Here is a 15782-nt window from a genome sequence, read left to right as displayed (position 1 = left end):
CATCAGCCTGCTTCCGTAGTCGATCCGTACCCGTCATCAGTACACACTCCATTTACGATCAAGGGAACGCCATATGACACTCAAGAAACTTTCGCTCGCCATCGGCCTGGTTCTGGCCGGTTCATCGGCCTTCGCCGGCAGCACGTCGTTCGACCGCTTCGTGCCCATGACCGGCGACGTCGGCGCCGGCACGCTGCCCGAGTCGGCCCCCTACAAGCTGTCTTCGCCGCGCTTCAGCCAGATGACCATCGTGGCCCGCGACCCCGCCCAGGCCACCCGCTTCGACAGCGGCAACTACGACATGCACACCGTGAACGAGAGCGGTCCCGAAGCCGGCCGTTTCCTGTTCACCGTGTTCGAAACCGGACAGGCCGGTATCCAGCGCACCGATCTGCGCACCATGCTGACCGAAACCATCTGGCACAGCCCCTCCGCAGCGCCCGCACTGGACAGCCACGTGTCCTTCGACGCCTCCCGCTGGACCNCCTGGNGGACCTTCATCACCGCCGAAGAGTCGTGGAGCGATCCGGCCGGCCCGACCAGCAAGTACGGCCGCCTGTTCGAAGTGGTCAATCCGCTGGCCGCGCCCGCCGATATCGTGATCAAGCACCGCGACATCCTGCCACGCGTATCGCACGAAGGCCTGGCGTTCGACCAGAAGAACAACCTGTACTTCATCGACGAACGCAACAATAGCCACATCTTCAAGTTCACGTCGGCCAACCCGCAGGCCGACAACGGCGACGACTTCTTCGCCGCCGGCCAGACCTTCGTGCTGCGCGTGGGCGACGGCACGGTCAAAGAAGCCACCGGTGCCGCCACCTGGATTCCGCTGACCGACAACAACGGCGTCGCCCTGCCCGGTGCCGTGGTCGTCACCGACCCCAACGGCCTGACCGCGATCGACGGCCGCGCCACGCCGAAGCTGCCGGCCTTCCTGGGTACCAAGTTCGACCGCCCGGAAGACCTGGAGATCAAGACGCTGAAGAACGGCAAGCAGCAGCTGTATGTGGCAACCACCACCAACCACAAGGTGTTCTCGATCGACCTGCACAGCAACACGGTCAAGCTGTTCGCCAGCCGCGACACGCTGGACATGGCCACCAAGCAGCCGGCCGGCAGCGCCTTCACCAACCCCGACAACCTGGCGATCGACGCCGACGGCAACATCTACATTGTCGAAGACCAGCCGGGTGGCATCGAGGACATCTGGTTTGCCAAGGACGAGAACGACGACGGCATCGCCGAAGCCATCGGCAAGTGGGCCAGCCTGTCGACCAAGGGCGCGGAAAGCACCGGCCTGTACTTCGACAAGTTCAAGCCGAATGTCGCCTACATCAACGTGCAGCACCCCGACAGCGGCGTGGATCGCACCATCATGATCAGCACGCCCTGCCCGCAGGCGAAGTTTGACCACGACGACGACCATCATGGTCGCGACCGCGATCACGACCGGGATTGAATGAATCGGCCCTGAGCCGACCTTCAACCCGCCGTCAGCAGCGTGACGGCATCAAGTGCCCTGCCGGTGCAAGCCGGCAGGGCAGTCTTTGCGCAAGTAAACCACCGCACCGGCTATTGGATTGCGGATTGCACCGANNCTCCCGCATGGTGCGGGCCGCTGCCACCATGTTGGCGAGTGCCGCCTCGGTTTCCGCCCAGCCGCGCGTTTTCAGTCCGCAGTCGGGATTGACCCAGAGCCTGTCGGGCGCAATCACCTGGGCTGCCTTCTCCAGCAGGCGCGTCATGTCGGCCGCATCGGGAATGCGCGGGCTGTGGATGTCGTACACGCCGGGTCCGATTTCGTTGGGGTAGCTAAACTCGCCGAAGCCGCGCAGCAGCTCCATGTCCGAACGGCTGGTCTCGATGGTGATGACGTCGGCATCCATGGCCGCAATCGCAGGCAGGATGTCGTTGAACTCCGAATAGCACATGTGGGTGTGGATTTGCGTCGCATCGCTCACTCCCGACGCGCTGATGCGGAATGCCCGGCTCGCCCACTCGAGATACGCGGCCCAATCCGCTTTCCTCAATGGCAGGCCTTCCCGGTAGGCCGGTTCGTCGATCTGGATGATGCCGATGCCGGCCGTTTCAAGGTCGGCCACTTCGTCGCGGATCGCCAAGGCGATCTGCAGGGCGGTGATTGCGCGCGGCTGGTCGTCGCGCACGAACGACCACTGCAGCATCGTCACCGGGCCGGTCAGCATGCCTTTCACCGGTTTCACGGTCAGCGATTGCGCATGGCGCGTCCAGGCCACCGTCATCGGCCGTGGACGTGACACATCGCCATAAATGATCGGCGGCTTGACGCAGCGGCTACCGTAGGACTGCACCCAACCGTTCTGCGAGAACGCAAAGCCGGCCAGTTGCTCGCCGAAATATTCGACCATGTCGTTGCGTTCGGCTTCGCCGTGCACCAGGACGTCGAGCCCCAACGCTTCCTGTTTCTCGATGGCATGCCCGATCTCGTCCTGCATGGCAGCGGTGTAATCGGCCTCGCCGAGCACGCCCGCCTTGAAGCGCGCGCGCGCATGACGGATCTGCGGCGTCTGCGGGAACGAGCCGATGGTCGTGGTAGGAAAATCCGGCAGCTTGAAACGCGCACGCTGCACGGACTGGCGAACCGCGAACGGGCTGTTGCGCACGTCGTGGACGGGCGTCAGGGCGGATAGCCGCGCAGCGACCGCCGCGTCATGCACGCGCGACGATGCCCTGCGGGACGCCAGCGCCCGGGCATGGGCGGACAGTTCCGCAGTCGCCGCCTGACGCCCCTCGTTGAACGCGATCTTGAGCGTGGACAAGGCCGCGATCTTGTCGTCGGCGAACGCCAGCCAGTTACGGAGTGCCGCATCCATTGCGGTTTCGCCCGCCAGGCTCGCCGGCACATGCAACAGCGAACACGAGGGCGCCAACCACAGCCGGTCGCCCAGGCGCGCATGCAGTCCCTCGAAGCGATCGAGCACGGCGTTCAGGTCGGTCTTCCAGATATTGCGCCCATCGATCACGCCGACCGACAGCACCTTGGTGGCAGGCAGCCAGTCGATCACCTGGGCAAGCTCGCCGCCGCCGCGCACGCAGTCCACATGCACGCCCGCCACCGGCAACTTCAGCGCCACCAGCAGGTTCTCGCGCAACGGTCCGAAATAGCTGGCGAGCAGGAGCTTGACGCCTGCGCCGTTGAGGGCATGATAGGCACGCTCGAAAGCCGACCGCCAATCGGCGGGCAGGTCGAGCGCGAGGACGGGCTCGTCGATCTGCACCCATTCGACCCCNTGTGCCTTCAAGCGCGCCAGAATCTGTGCATAGACCGGCAGCAGCCGGTCGAGCAGGTCGAGGCGATTGAAGCCCGCCGCCTTTTCCTTGCCTAGCCACAGGAAAGTCAGGGGACCGATCAGCACCGGCTTGGCCTCGAACCCGGCCGTCTGCGCCTCGGTCACCTCGTCGAACAGCCATCCGGGATCGAGCGTGAAATGCGTGTCCGGTTTGAACTCGGGGACCAGATAGTGATAGTTGGTATCGAACCACTTGGTCATCTCCATCGCATGGCACGCGGCATTGCCGCGCGCCAGCTGGAAATACTCCGACAGCGCGATCCGATTGCCGAAGCCGAAGCGTTCCGGCGCGCACCCGAGCAGCGCGACCTGGTTCAGCATCTGGTCGTAGAACGCGAAGTCGCCCACTGTCACGAAATCCAGTCCGGCCGCATGCTGCCGCCGCCAGTTCGCCTGACGGATGCCGCTGGCCACGGCCCTTAATGCAGCTTCGTCGATTTCGCCGCGCCAGCAGGCTTCCTGCGCAAATTTCAGTTCGCGGTTCGGACCGATCCGCGGAACGCCCAATACGTGTGCCCGTGCCATGTGCATGCTCCCAAGAAATGATGGACGCCATGATGCCGATGCGAATACCATGAAACAAACGAATATTTTTCATTGATTAGATGAACATAACTCATATCGAACTGCGACACTTGCGGCTGCTGCAGGCCGTGACGGAAGCAGGCGGACTGACTGCCGCCGCCGAACGCCTGCACCTGACGCAATCTGCGGTGTCGCACCAGTTGAAGGCGCTGGAGGATGCGCTGGGGTTGCCGCTGGTCGAACGCGCCACGCGCCCGCTTGGCCTCACCGCCGCCGGCCGCCGGCTATTGACGCTGGCGCATGCCGCACTGCCCCAGGTGGAGGCGGCGCTGCGCGACCTGGCCAAGCTGAAAGACGGCGACGCCGGCGAATTGCGCATCGCCGTGGAGTGCCACACCTGCTACGACTGGCTGATGCCTGCCATGGATAGTTACCGCGACGTCTGGCCCGGGGTGGAGCTCGACCTGTTGGGCGGTTTCCAGGCCGACCCGGTGGGCCTGCTGCTGGACGGGCGCGCCGATCTTGTCATCACGTCGGACACCGTGCCGCGCGCAGGCGTCGCATATGCGCCGCTGTTCGGCTTCGAGATGCTGGCGCTACTGCCGCCGGATCATCCGCTCACCGCAAAGAAATGGCTGATGCCGGCCGACTTTGCCGGCCACACCCTGATCACCTACCCAGTACCGGAAGACCGCCTCGACCTTATCCGCCGTGTGCTCGCGCCGGCTGGAATCAAACCGGCGCGGCGCGAAGCGCAATTGACGGTGGCCATCCTGCAGCTCGTCGCCAGCCGCCGCGGACTCGCCGCATTGCCGGCATGGGCGGTCGTGCCCTATCTCGAACGCGGCTACGTCGCCGCACGCCGCATCGGCAAGCACGGCCTGTGGGCCGAACTGCATGTCGCGGTGCGCGAGGCCGATGCGACGCGCGCCTATGTGACCGACTTCATCGAAACCGTGAAGCGCGACAGCTTCTCCCGCCTGCCGGGCATCCGGCCGGCTATCATCGCACCATGACGCCACGCCTCACCTTCCGTCTCATCCTCGGCGACGACATCGCACTCGGCCCCGGCAAAGTCCAGCTGCTCGAAGCCATTCGCGAAACCGGTTCCATCGCCGCGGCTGGCCGCGTCATGGGAATGAGCTATAAACGCGCCTGGCATCTGGTCGACACCATGAACCGTTGTTTCGCCCATCCGCTCGTCGAAGCCAGCAAGGGCGGCGCGCATGGCGGCGGGGCGCAACTCACGCCGCTGGCTGATGAAGTGATCGCCCTGTATCGCCATCTTGAAACCCGCGCCCGCAAAGCCACCGCAGCGGACATGGCCAAACTGGCCCTACATCTGCGGACGGACGGCTGAACCTGTGGCACGCCCATGCTGACGCTCGACAAGCTCAATATCTATCGACGCTTCGATGGCAACCTGGACGGCTGGGCACGAATCGCGAACGGCCACGACGCCTCGGGCATCACGGACGACGACTGGCATCTGATCGAAGAATTGCGGCAAGGGCTTACCCTGATCGCCGCGGGTCAGGCATCGCAGGCGTTCACGACCTCGTTCGAATCGCGCCTCCGCGACGCGACAGCAGACGAAGCCACGCGACAGGCACTGCGCGCGTTGCGGTAACCCCTCCCCGGAAACACATCGCTTGTTCACTTCACATTCGATATGACATACTGGATATATCGAAACGTGCATCTTATTCAGGAGACCTTCATGACACGCGTATTCAAGAAACTGGCATCCGTCCTTGTGTTGTCCGCATTCGCCAGCCTGCCCGCCGCAGCAGACACGGCGCATATTGCCGTTGCCGCCAATTTCGCCATGCCGATGAAGGTGCTGGCCGCCCGGTTCGAACAGGCGACCGGCCACACGCTCACCCTGTCGTCCGGTTCGACCGGCAAGTTCTACGCACAAATCAAGAATGGCGCCCCGTTCGACGTATTGCTGGCCGCCGACGACGACACGCCGGCGCGGCTGCAACGCGAAGGCGATGCCGTCGCCACCCGCAACTACGCCATTGGCAAGCTCGCCCTGTGGAGCGCCAACGCCAACCTGATCGATGGCACCGATGCCGTGCTGAAGCAGAACCGTTTCGGCAGGCTTGCCGTCGCCAACCCAAAGCTCGCGCCTTACGGCGCCGCCGCAAAGGAAGTCCTGGGCAAACTCGGACTCTTCGATGCTGTCGCAGGCAAACTCGTGGTGGGCGAGAACATCGGCCAAACCTATCAGTTTGCCGCCAGCGGCAATGCCGACCTCGGCTTTGTGGCCCTGTCCCAGATCATGCAGGACGGCAAGCTGACCCAGGGCTCGATGTGGCTCGTTCCCAGCCAGTTGTATACGCCGATCCGCCAGGATGCCGCCCTGCTGAAGCATGGCGCCGACAATGCGGCTGCGCGTGCGCTGCTTGATTTCCTGGGAACGCCGGGCGTGCAGGCTATCATCCGCAGTTATGGCTACGACCTGTAATCCATGTCCCTGACCGAGGCCGACACGTCGGCCATCCTGCTGACGCTGAGGCTGGCCGCGATCACGACCGCGCTGCTGATGCTGATCGCCACGCCGCTGGCCTGGTGGCTGACCCATACCCACGCGCGCCTGCGCGCGGTCGTCACTGCGCTGGTGTCGCTGCCGCTGGTATTGCCACCGACCGTGCTGGGGTTTTATCTACTGGTACTGCTGGGGCCGAAAGGCGCAGTCGGACACTGGATGCAGCAACTCGGTTTTTCGACCCTGCCGTTCACGTTTGCCGGGCTGGTGGTTGGATCGGTGGTGTTCTCGCTGCCCTTCGCGGTACAGCCGATCGCCAATGCGTTTGCCGCCATCGGAACGCGCCCGCTCGAAGTGGCCGCCACCTTGCGCGCCTCGCCATGGGATCGTTTCGCCAGCGTGGCCATTCCGCTCGCCCGGCCCGGCTTCATCACCGCCGCCGTGCTCGCATTCGCTCACACCGTGGGCGAGTTCGGCGTGGTACTGATGCTGGGCGGCAATATCCCGGGCCAGACGCGGGTCCTGTCGGTGGCGATCTACGACCATGTCGAGGCGCTCGAGTACGCCGACGCGCACCTGCTGTCGGCCGGACTGGTCGCGTTTTCCTTCCTCGTGCTGCTGATGCTGGGCCGCTACAGCGGGCATTGGCAGCGGACCCCGACATGAGCCGGATCGAGGGGCGGTTCCGCGTCACGCTCGGCGAATTTTCGCTCGATGCGGATTTCAGCGTACCGTCGCACGGCGTCACCGCCCTGTTCGGCCAGTCCGGTTCGGGCAAGACGACGCTGCTGCGGCTGATCGCCGGACTCGCGCGTGCGTCCGGACGGCTCGTCGTCGACGGCGACGTCTGGCAGGACGACTCGGTCTTCGTTCCCACCCATCGTCGTGCACTCGGCTATGTCTTCCAGGAAGCCAGCCTGTTTCCGCACCTGTCGGTACGCGCCAATCTGGAATATGGCTGGAAGCGCGTGCCGTCCGGAGAACGCACCATCCAGTGGGATGAAGTGATCGACTGGCTGGAACTGGCGCCGCTGATCGCGTTGCAGCCGCATCAGCTATCGGGCGGCCAGCGCCAGCGCGTGGCGATTGGCCGCGCACTGCTGTCGTGCCCGCGGTTGCTGCTGATGGACGAACCGATGGCCGCGCTCGACACGGGTGCACGCGCCGACATCCTGCCCTACCTGGAACGGCTGCACCATGCACTCGAACTGCCCCTGCTCTACGTCAGTCACGCGCTCGACGAAGTGACGCGCCTGGCCGATCACCTGCTGCTGATCGAGGCCGGCCGACTCGTCTACCAAGGCCCCCTGACAGAGGGCCTGACCCGGCTCGACCTGCCGTTGGCGCATCGCGACATCGCCGCCACCATCGTCGATGCCATCGTGATTGCACATGACCGGGCGCTCCAGCTCACCCACGTCGCCCGCGGCCCCGTCGTGCTGGAATTGCCTGGCCTGCACGGTTCGCCCGGCGCGCCGCTCAGAGTGCGCGTCGCAGCACGCGACGTCAGCCTGACGCTGGCCATGCCGCAGCAGACCAGCATCCTGAACCTGCTGCCAGCCCGGGTCATCGAGCTGGCCGACGATGCGCCGGGACAGGTCCTGGTGCGGCTGGCGCTGGACGACACGGTGCTGCTCGCGCGCATCACCCGGAAATCGGCACTGCTGCTGGGACTCCGGCCTGGTACGCCGGTGGTGGCCCAGGTGAAAAGCGTGGCCGTGGCCTGAGGAAGGCAGCGTCCTTACAGTTCGGAAAACAGGTACGCCAGCAGCGCGAAACCGAGCACCACGACCGACAGGTTCATCGCGATCCCGCCCCAGGTGCAATAGCGCTCGGGAATCTCGATCGGCTTCAGGGTGCGCAGCACACGCTTGAACTGCACGATGGAAAANCCGATCACGACCAACGCCAAACAGATGAAGGCAATGCCGATCCAGAACGACAGGTCCCGTCCCACATGGCCGGTCTGACGCAACACATGCAGAAACAGGCCGAAACGTTCGAGCACGAAGCCGAAGGCCATCAGGGTCAGGCCGGTACGGTTCCACGCCATCAGCGTGCGTTCGGCGGCGAAAAAGACGCGCGGGTCGTTGAGATCGGACATGCTCAGACAGGCTCCACTTCAGTTGGCAAAGTCGCTTTCAGTGTCGCAGCGAGGCGTTCGAATGTCTCGGGAAACGGCGCACGTTTGCGCCACACTAGGCCGATGGTTCGGCCAGGTGTGGGCTTCTTGAACGGACGTATTTCGACCGCCTTNTTATTGGCACGCGGCGCGGCGTCCACCGACAGCGCCGGCATCAGCGTCAACCCCAATCCCATGGCCACCATCTGGCGCAGGGTTTCCAGGCTGGTCGCGCGCACTTCCTCGCGCCCGCGCGAGCCGGTGCCGCAGACGTCGAGTGCCTGGTCGCGCAGGCAATGACCCTCGTCGAGCAACAGGAGCTTCTCGTTCATGATGTCCGACACCTTGAGGACATTCTGCTTGGCGAGCGCGTGACCGGCAGGCAGCGCGGCGAAAAACGGTTCGTAGAACAGCGGCTCGACACGCAGGCTGTCGTCGGTCACAGGCAGGGCCAGCAGACCAGCATCCAGCCTGCCGTCAACGAGATGCTCCAGGATCTGCGGCGTCATCTCCTCACGCAGCAGGAGACGTAGACCCGGATGTTTCCTGTGGACCAGGGTCAGCGCGTGCGGCAGGTAATACGGTCCCAGGGTGGGAATGACACCCAGGTGAAGCGTGCGCGACATCGGATCCTGCGCGTGCTTGGCGAGTTCGCGGATACGTTCGGATTCTTCGACGATATTGCGCGCAGCCGCAAGGATTTCCCGGCCGATGGGAGTGGGCGTGACGCGCTTCAGACTGCGGTCGAACAACGTCACGCCCAGGAAATCCTCCAGCTTGATCTGCGTCGACAGCGTCGACTGCGTGATGAAGCAGGCCTCGGCGGCGCGGCCGAAGTGGCCGTGATCGGCAAGGGCTACCAGGTATTTCAGCTCTTGAAGGGTCATGGAGGTTGCGCGCTTCCTCGGCTATCGCGAAAGCCGTATTAGACAACGGAAGCGCGCGCGCATGAAACCGGCAGATCCCGTTGTGCCTTGCCCGCGAACACGCCGATCCCCGATGTGCCATCCAGCGGCGACCGTTCAGCGCATTCTCTCGCGCAAGGTTTCCTCTTCGATCAAGCGGCGGTTAGGCCCGAGCAGGTCGCGCAGCGACAAGGTACCGATGAGGTGCATGCTGCCCAGATCCTTGACCACAGGCAAGCATCCCATTTCGAGCTGGGCCATGCGCCCTGCGGCTGTGCGCGCGGTCGCCCCGGGCAGCAACACATGTTCGGGCTGCAACGGAATGAGCACATCCACGCAGCGGGCTGCTGAGCATGCATGTTTGCGTAGCGTCGGATAATCGAGCATTCCCAGTACACGTCCTTCGCCGATCACGGGATAGGTCCGATGCGGGTCATGTTCGTCGCAATAGTGCGCCAAGGCATCCGCCACCTTCATGGCACCGTCGATCGCGATGACGTCTGAGTTCATCAGATCGCTCACGTGCTGGCGTTCCAGCGGATCGACGCCATATTCGCGGAAGATGTGCAGGCCTCGGCGCGCGATCTTCTCGGTCATGATGGAGCGCTTCAGCGTCAGCGTGGTCAGGCCATAGGCCACGGCAGTCGTCAGCATCAACGGCAGCAATGCCTCGCTGTCGTGCGTCAGGCCGAAGGCAAAGACAATCGCCGTGAGCGGCGCGCCAAGCGTGCTGCCCAGCACGCCCGCCATGCACACGAGCGCCCACAGGCTGGGAGAACCGCCCGGCAGATAAGGCGCCAGAAGGGTGCCCAGGCCAGCCCCCAGCATCAGCAGCGGTGCGAGCACGCCTCCCGACGTCCCCGAACCGAGTGCGACGACCCAGATGATCGCCTTCACCGTCAACAGCGCGATCGCGGCAGCGACAAGTAGATGGCCATTGAGCAGGTCGCCGATGACATCGTAGCCCATGCCCAATGCACGCGGTTCGAGGTAGCCNCCGATGCCCACAAGCACGCCGCCGATGGCCGGCCACCACATCCAGTGCAGTGGCAGCTTATGGAAGCCGTCTTCGACCCTGTAAAGCGCCAACGTAAGCAACGCAGCCAATACGCCACACATCAATCCTGCGGCAACGCATGAGGCAAACGCAATCGTGGAAACCGGGTCGGTATGCAAGGGGAAAAGCGGCCCCGGCCCGAACACGAGGTTACGCAGAAAGCCGGCCACGGCACAGGCAAGCGCCACCGGCAACAAGCTGCGCGGGCGCAACTCGAACAGCAACAACTCGACGGCCAGAAGCAGCGCTGCGACAGGCGTGGCGAAGATTGCCGTCATGCCGGCACATGCGCCTGCGACCAGCAAGGTTTTGCGCTCGGCGGCGGTCAGGTGCAGGTACTGCGCAACCAGCGAACCCAACGATCCGCCTGTCATGATGATGGGCCCTTCGGCGCCAAACGGGCCACCGCTGCCGATGGCAATGCCTGACGAGAGGGGTTTGAGCACCGCCACTCTCGCCGACATACGGCTCTTGCCGAACAGGATGGTCTCCATGGCTTCGGGTATGCCATGACCCCGGATCTTTTCACTGCCGTAACGCGCCAGGAATCCCACCAGCAGACCGCCTATCGCCGGCACCAGGATGACGCCCATTCCCAGCGTATGCCGGGCCGGCGAGACGTCGGCCCACGATAGACGCTGGTANAANAACAGATTGGTAAAGAAGTGGATCAGCGCGAGCAGTGCAGCGGCCGCAAATGTACTGGCAACGCCTATCAACAAGGCAACGCCGGATACCATCACGAGCCGGCGATCGACCGAATAATCCCGCTTGGCGGGTATCACATCTTTTCCTGGACTTCATTGTCCTCTGTCCTGAAGACGTCGATTGATTCGCGTGGATGCAGCTCCTCGTCAGCAAGCCACCGCAGCGATGCTGAGCCGGGACGGGACGGCAATTTCCAGACAGAATATATCACAATACGATATATCTTCCGGTCGCCAGGGGCGGTCGCGCGGCCGGCCATCGAACATGGATGGGCTAATTACGCACGGCCGGCGAAGTGCGGGCCTCATCCAGTCTCCCGGAACCCGTGGTCTGAGCCCTTTCGGACCGATGACCACAGTCCGCCAAGACGTTCGTTTTTATCAATGAAACATTATCATATTATTCATAAGACAAATTCTCATTCGTGGTCTTAAATGCACTTAATCCGTTGTGGGGTCGTATCGTCGATAGGAGAAAGTCATGTCTGAGAGCAAATGTCCGTTCCACCACAAGGCCGGGAGCGGCACGTCGAACCGGGACTGGTGGCCGAATCAGCTGCGCCTCGAAATCCTTCACCAGCATTCCNCCCGATCCAATCCCATGGGCGAGGAATTCAACTATGCTGAGGCATTCAAGAGCCTCGACCTGGCGGCAGTGAAGAAGGATCTCCATGCCCTGATGACCGACTCGCAGGACTGGTGGCCAGCGGACTACGGACACTACGGGCCTTTCTTCATCCGTATGGCCTGGCATAGCGCCGGCACCTACCGCACCGGCGATGGCCGTGGCGGCGCAGGGCATGGCAACCAGCGTTTTGCGCCCCTCAACAGCTGGCCCGACAACGTCAATCTCGACAAGGCGCGCAGGTTGCTCTGGCCGATCAAGCAGAAGTACGGCAGGAAAATTTCCTGGGCCGACCTCATCATCCTCGCGGGCAACGTCGCCATGGAATCGATGGGGTTCAAGACCTTCGGTTTCGCCGGCGGGCGCGAGGACATCTGGGCGCCGGAGATCGACGTCTACTGGGGCAATGAAGAGAAGTGGCTGGACGACAAGCAGCGCTATTCCGGCGAGCGGGATCTGGAGAATCCACTGGCGGCCGTGCAGATGGGTCTGATCTACGTCAACCCGGAAGGCCCGGGCGGCAACCCGGATCCGGTTGCCTCGGGCCGCGACGTGCGGNAAACCTTCGCACGCATGGCGATGAACGACGAAGAAACGGTCGCCCTCACCTGCGGGNGGCACACCTTCGGCAAATGCCACGGTGCCGGCGATGCGGCGCTGGTCGGGCCCGAACCCGAGGCCGCCGGACTCGCCGAACAGGGACTGGGGTGGAAGAGTGCTTACCGCAGCGGCAAGNGGGGCGACCAGATCGGCAGCGGCCTGGAAGGCTCGTGGACGCCGACTCCGACCCAATGGGACATGAGCTATCTCGACATGTTGTTCGGCAACGAATGGGAACTGACCAAGAGCCCGGCCGGCGCGCATCAATGGACACCGAAACAGTCGACCGACAGCAATATGGCGCCGGCCGCCGCCGATGCGTCAAAGAAAGTGCCGATCATCATGACCGCAGCCGACATGGCGATGCGGATGGACCCGATCTACGAGCCGATCGCACGACGCTTCCACCAGGACCCGGAAGCCTTCGCCGACGCCTTCGCGCGCGCCTGGTTCAAGCTGACGCATCGCGACATGGGTCCGCGTTCGCGCTATCTCGGCCCCGAGGTGCCCAACGAAGAACTGCTCTGGCAAGACCCCATCCCAGCTGTCGATCATCCCCTGATCGATGACCCGGACGCCACCACGCTCAAGATCCAGGTGCTGGCGTCCGGGCTGTCTGTCCCTGAACTGGTCTCAACTGCCTGGGCGTCGGCGTCGACGTTCCGTGGTTCGGACAAGCGCGGCGGCGCGAATGGCGCGCGCATTCGCCTCGCGCCGCAGAAGGACTGGGAAGCCAACCAGCCGGCACAGCTGGCAAAGGTGCTTGGAAAGCTCGAAGGGATCCAGCGTGCATTCCAGAGCGGTGGCAAANAAGTCTCGATGGCGGATCTGATCGTGTTGGCAGGTTGCGCCGGCATCGAACAAGCCGCCAGGAATGCGGGACACACGGTGACGGTACCGTTCACGCCGGGCCGCACGGACGCCACGCAGGAACAGACCGATATCGAAGCCTTCGCCGTGCTCGAGCCGATCGCGGATGGCTTCCGCAACTACCAGAAGGCCCGGTACACCGTCTCGGCCGAGGAACTGCTGCTCGACAAGGCGCAATTGCTGACGCTCTCGGCGCCCGAGATGACGGTGCTGGTGGGCGGCATGCGCGTCATGAATGCCAACGTCGGACAATCCCCGCATGGCGTCTTCACCACACGGCCAGGGACGCTCACCAACGACTTCTTCGTCAACCTGCTCGACATGGGCACGGAATGGAGGGCGGTCTCGGAGGCCGAGGACACGTTCGAAGGGCGCGATCGCAAGACCGGCGAAAAGAAATGGACCGGCACCCGCGTCGATCTGGTGTTCGGCTCGAATTCCCAACTGCGGGCATTGGCCGAGGCCTATGGAAGTTCGGACGCGCAGGAGAAGTTCGTCCGCGACTTCGTGGCGGCCTGGACCAAGGTGATGAATCTGGATCGCTTCGATCTCGGCTGATGCGCTGGAAGAACGCGGCTGCCTGGTGAAACTCGGCCAGGCCAGCGAGCAGGGTGCCCGCGCCGTGCAGTGCCGCGACGGACATCGGGACGCTGCACCGGGACAATTTTTCAATCCATTCTCAAGGAGACGACCATGGCTAAAGCCAAAGCTGCATCGACAACCAAACAACATCCCTTTCTCACCGACATCAAGACCTTACGCGCCCGCGCCCGCAAGCACATCGAGAACGGCGCCGTCACCGACGGCTACCGGGCCGACCGCGCCACGGTCGTCAAGCTGCTGAACGAGGCACTGGCCACCGAATTGGTGTGCATCCTGCGCTACAAGCGGCATTTCTTCATGGCCAGCGGCATCAACGCCGACGCGGTGGCACAGGAATTCCTGCAGCATGCCACCGAAGAACAGGGCCATGCCGACCTGATCGCCGCACGCATCGTGCAATTGAAAGGCGAGCCCAACTTCAATCCGGACGGGCTGGCGATGCGCTCGCATGCCGAATACGTCGAGGGCGACTCGCTCGTCGACATGATCAAGGAAGACCTGGTGGCCGAGCGTATCGCGATCGAGAGCTACGGCGAGATGATCCGCTACCTGGGCGACAAGGACGTCACCACGCGCCGCATGCTGGAAGACATCCTGGCGATGGAGGAGGAACACGCCGACGATCTGTCGAGCCTGCTGGAAGACCTCGGCCGCTAATCAGGTCAGGCCCTGCGCGCTATCTCGCCGCTTCGGCGACCGGCTCGGGCGTCAGCCCTGCCGCTTCGGCAGCATGCTGGTGATGTCCCAGCGCCAGCGCGTAAATTTTCTGCAGATCCTCTTCGCTGACGTCGATGAAGGTATCGATCTGGCTCAATGCGTAAACCAGGTCGCTATGCGGGATCATGCATTTTTCGTCTGCACCGGCAGCGTCCGCCGTAGGCTCGGATACCACTGCCATGCGCCACCACGCCTGCGGATAACGCCGCCAGGAAAACGGGAAATTGTAGGCCGCTGCCGCGAGCAGAATGATCACGGTATTGATCATGATGGGCATCACGACGAATCCGTAACCCAGCGCATGAACCGACCCGCCTCCCACGACGGCTGTGATGGCGGTGGCCCCACCGGGCGGATGGAGGCAGCGCAAGGGGTACATCAAGGCAATGGCCAATCCGACAGCCATCGACGCGGCCAGCATCGGGTCGTGGCCCAGCCACTGCTGGCTGGCGACGCCGGCCAGTGCCGACACAATATGGCCGCCGAATACCGACCAGGGCTGCGACATCCCGCCGTGGGGNGCGGCAAACAGCAGTACCGCGGAGGATCCCATCGAGCTTGCGACCAGAACGGCAACGTGATCGCCCACCAGGAGACTGCTGACCCACCATACCAACAGAATACCGAACAGTCCGCCAACACCCGATATCCAATGCTCGCGCTCCGAAACCGTATAACCGATCTTCAGGGCGTTCCAGCCCAGTACGAGACCGGCCCATTTCCGAGCGACCCGCTGCGTGAACGTGTAGTCCGCTTTCATCGTTCGGGATCTCCTGCTCACACGTCGAGCATCAGTTTCAGCGGCTTGCGCATGCCTGCGATACGGCATGCCTGCTGGCCATAGCCATGCGTAAACAGGTCGTACAGGGCCTGCTTGGCGGCACGCTTATCCCGTCCGCCTTCGGCCAGGTGCTGGATCACCCGGCGCGCTTCCGGCACGCTTTCGGTATCGTCGTACCAGGCACGGATGAAATCGATCACCTGCCAATGAGCGGGCGTCAGCGCCAGACCGTCCTCGGCCGCCAGCAATTGGGCAACAGCCCGGCTCCAGTTGGCGGGATCGAGCAAATAACCCTCGTTGTCGCGCTCGGGTATCAGACTGGCCAGTTCGGCTCGGCGGTTCATGGCAGGCTCCTTGTTCTTGAGACGAGCCCAGTTTAGAGAACTCTTATATATCCATCCAACGATAAATTTTGGTGTTTAATATCGGTAAAACCGATACTTG

The 15782-nt window shown here is 63.5% G+C and carries 15 protein-coding genes; 9 read left to right on the top strand and 6 right to left on the bottom strand.

Annotated features, from left to right (window positions below; genetic code table 11):
• Positions 1 to 73 precede the first annotated feature (73 nt).
• Positions 74 to 1462 (top strand): alkaline phosphatase PhoX, encoded by a 1389-nt coding sequence (locus HZY77_RS14670; protein WP_296816314.1) that lies wholly within the window; start codon positions 74 to 76, stop codon positions 1460 to 1462.
• Between the two features lie 34 nt (positions 1463 to 1496).
• Here the strand turns inward: HZY77_RS14670 and metE are convergent, their stop codons facing one another.
• A complete protein-coding gene (gene metE, locus HZY77_RS14665) occupies positions 1497 to 3857 on the bottom strand; it encodes a 5-methyltetrahydropteroyltriglutamate--homocysteine S-methyltransferase (RefSeq protein WP_296816310.1) in 2361 nt (786 codons plus the stop codon).
• 80 nt (positions 3858 to 3937) lie between these two features.
• Here metE and HZY77_RS14660 point away from each other — a divergent pair, with 80 nt between their 5' ends.
• The 6 genes from HZY77_RS14660 to modC all read left to right on the top strand — a co-directional run bounded on the left by HZY77_RS14660 (position 3938) and on the right by modC (position 8078).
• Entirely contained in the window at positions 3938 to 4873 is a 936-nt protein-coding gene (locus HZY77_RS14660; RefSeq protein WP_296816308.1) for a LysR family transcriptional regulator, read from the top strand.
• Positions 4870 to 5217 (top strand): winged helix-turn-helix domain-containing protein, encoded by a 348-nt coding sequence (locus HZY77_RS14655; RefSeq protein WP_296816305.1) that lies wholly within the window; start codon positions 4870 to 4872, stop codon positions 5215 to 5217. The genes HZY77_RS14660 and HZY77_RS14655 overlap by 4 nt, the downstream gene beginning before the upstream one ends.
• Before the next feature lie 15 nt (positions 5218 to 5232).
• Positions 5233 to 5487 (top strand): hypothetical protein, encoded by a 255-nt coding sequence (locus HZY77_RS14650; protein WP_296816302.1) that lies wholly within the window; start codon positions 5233 to 5235, stop codon positions 5485 to 5487.
• 90 nt (positions 5488 to 5577) lie between these two features.
• A complete protein-coding gene (gene modA / locus HZY77_RS14645) occupies positions 5578 to 6330 on the top strand; it encodes a molybdate ABC transporter substrate-binding protein (protein WP_296816299.1) in 753 nt (250 codons plus the stop codon).
• Between the two features lie 3 nt (positions 6331 to 6333).
• Positions 6334 to 7017: a molybdate ABC transporter permease subunit gene (gene modB / locus HZY77_RS14640; RefSeq protein WP_296816295.1), complete on the top strand. Its 684-nt coding sequence runs from the start codon at positions 6334 to 6336 to the stop codon at positions 7015 to 7017.
• Positions 7014 to 8078, top strand: a complete 1065-nt coding sequence (gene modC / locus HZY77_RS14635; protein ID WP_296816292.1) for a molybdenum ABC transporter ATP-binding protein — start codon at positions 7014 to 7016, stop codon at positions 8076 to 8078. The genes modB and modC overlap by 4 nt, the downstream gene beginning before the upstream one ends.
• Before the next feature lie 14 nt (positions 8079 to 8092).
• Here modC and HZY77_RS14630 read toward each other — a convergent pair whose 3' ends face one another.
• The 3 genes from HZY77_RS14630 to HZY77_RS14620 form a co-directional block, all read right to left on the bottom strand.
• Positions 8093 to 8455 (bottom strand): DUF202 domain-containing protein, encoded by a 363-nt coding sequence (locus HZY77_RS14630; RefSeq protein WP_296629687.1) that lies wholly within the window; start codon positions 8453 to 8455, stop codon positions 8093 to 8095.
• 2 nt (positions 8456 to 8457) lie between these two features.
• A complete protein-coding gene (locus tag HZY77_RS14625) occupies positions 8458 to 9360 on the bottom strand; it encodes a hydrogen peroxide-inducible genes activator (RefSeq protein WP_296816290.1) in 903 nt (300 codons plus the stop codon).
• Between the two features lie 135 nt (positions 9361 to 9495).
• Positions 9496 to 11220, bottom strand: a complete 1725-nt coding sequence (locus tag HZY77_RS14620) for a chloride channel protein (RefSeq protein WP_296816285.1) — start codon at positions 11218 to 11220, stop codon at positions 9496 to 9498.
• A 403-nt stretch (positions 11221 to 11623) separates the two neighbouring features.
• Between HZY77_RS14620 and katG the strand changes: the two genes are divergently transcribed.
• Positions 11624 to 13795: a catalase/peroxidase HPI gene (gene katG, locus HZY77_RS14615; RefSeq protein ID WP_296816282.1), complete on the top strand. Its 2172-nt coding sequence runs from the start codon at positions 11624 to 11626 to the stop codon at positions 13793 to 13795.
• A gap of 135 nt (positions 13796 to 13930) precedes the next feature.
• Positions 13931 to 14497 (top strand): ferritin-like domain-containing protein, encoded by a 567-nt coding sequence (locus tag HZY77_RS14610; protein WP_296629681.1) that lies wholly within the window; start codon positions 13931 to 13933, stop codon positions 14495 to 14497.
• Between the two features lie 19 nt (positions 14498 to 14516).
• On the opposite strand, the gene HZY77_RS14605 is transcribed toward HZY77_RS14610, so the two are convergent.
• Entirely contained in the window at positions 14517 to 15317 is an 801-nt protein-coding gene (locus tag HZY77_RS14605) for an HPP family protein (RefSeq protein ID WP_296629679.1), read from the bottom strand.
• Between the two features lie 17 nt (positions 15318 to 15334).
• On the bottom strand, positions 15335 to 15682 hold the full coding sequence (locus tag HZY77_RS14600) for a TusE/DsrC/DsvC family sulfur relay protein (RefSeq protein ID WP_296816279.1): 348 nt from the start codon (positions 15680 to 15682) through the stop codon (positions 15335 to 15337).
• Between the last annotated feature and the right edge of the window lie 100 nt (positions 15683 to 15782).

The sequence above is a fragment of the Thiobacillus sp. genome (genome assembly GCF_013693775.1).
In the GTDB taxonomy this organism is placed as follows: domain Bacteria; phylum Pseudomonadota; class Gammaproteobacteria; order Burkholderiales; family Thiobacillaceae; genus Thiobacillus.
Note: the sequence above shows the minus strand (reverse complement) of the source record. Positions and strands in the feature narration are given on the sequence as shown.

What these genes read in the sequence shown, in the direction of transcription:
- HZY77_RS14610 (WP_296629681.1), top strand. Translation starts at nt 13,931, where the DNA reads ATGGCTAAAGCCAAAGCTGCATCGACAACCAAACAACATCCCTTTCTC.
- HZY77_RS14660 (WP_296816308.1), top strand. Translation starts at nt 3,938, where the DNA reads ATGAACATAACTCATATCGAACTGCGACACTTGCGGCTGCTGCAGGCC.
- modB (WP_296816295.1), top strand. Translation starts at nt 6,334, where the DNA reads ATGTCCCTGACCGAGGCCGACACGTCGGCCATCCTGCTGACGCTGAGG.
- modC (WP_296816292.1), top strand. Translation starts at nt 7,014, where the DNA reads ATGAGCCGGATCGAGGGGCGGTTCCGCGTCACGCTCGGCGAATTTTCG.
- HZY77_RS14600 (WP_296816279.1), bottom strand. Translation starts at nt 15,682, where the DNA reads ATGAACCGCCGAGCCGAACTGGCCAGTCTGATACCCGAGCGCGACAAC.
- HZY77_RS14650 (WP_296816302.1), top strand. Translation starts at nt 5,233, where the DNA reads ATGCTGACGCTCGACAAGCTCAATATCTATCGACGCTTCGATGGCAAC.
- HZY77_RS14655 (WP_296816305.1), top strand. Translation starts at nt 4,870, where the DNA reads ATGACGCCACGCCTCACCTTCCGTCTCATCCTCGGCGACGACATCGCA.
- modA (WP_296816299.1), top strand. Translation starts at nt 5,578, where the DNA reads ATGACACGCGTATTCAAGAAACTGGCATCCGTCCTTGTGTTGTCCGCA.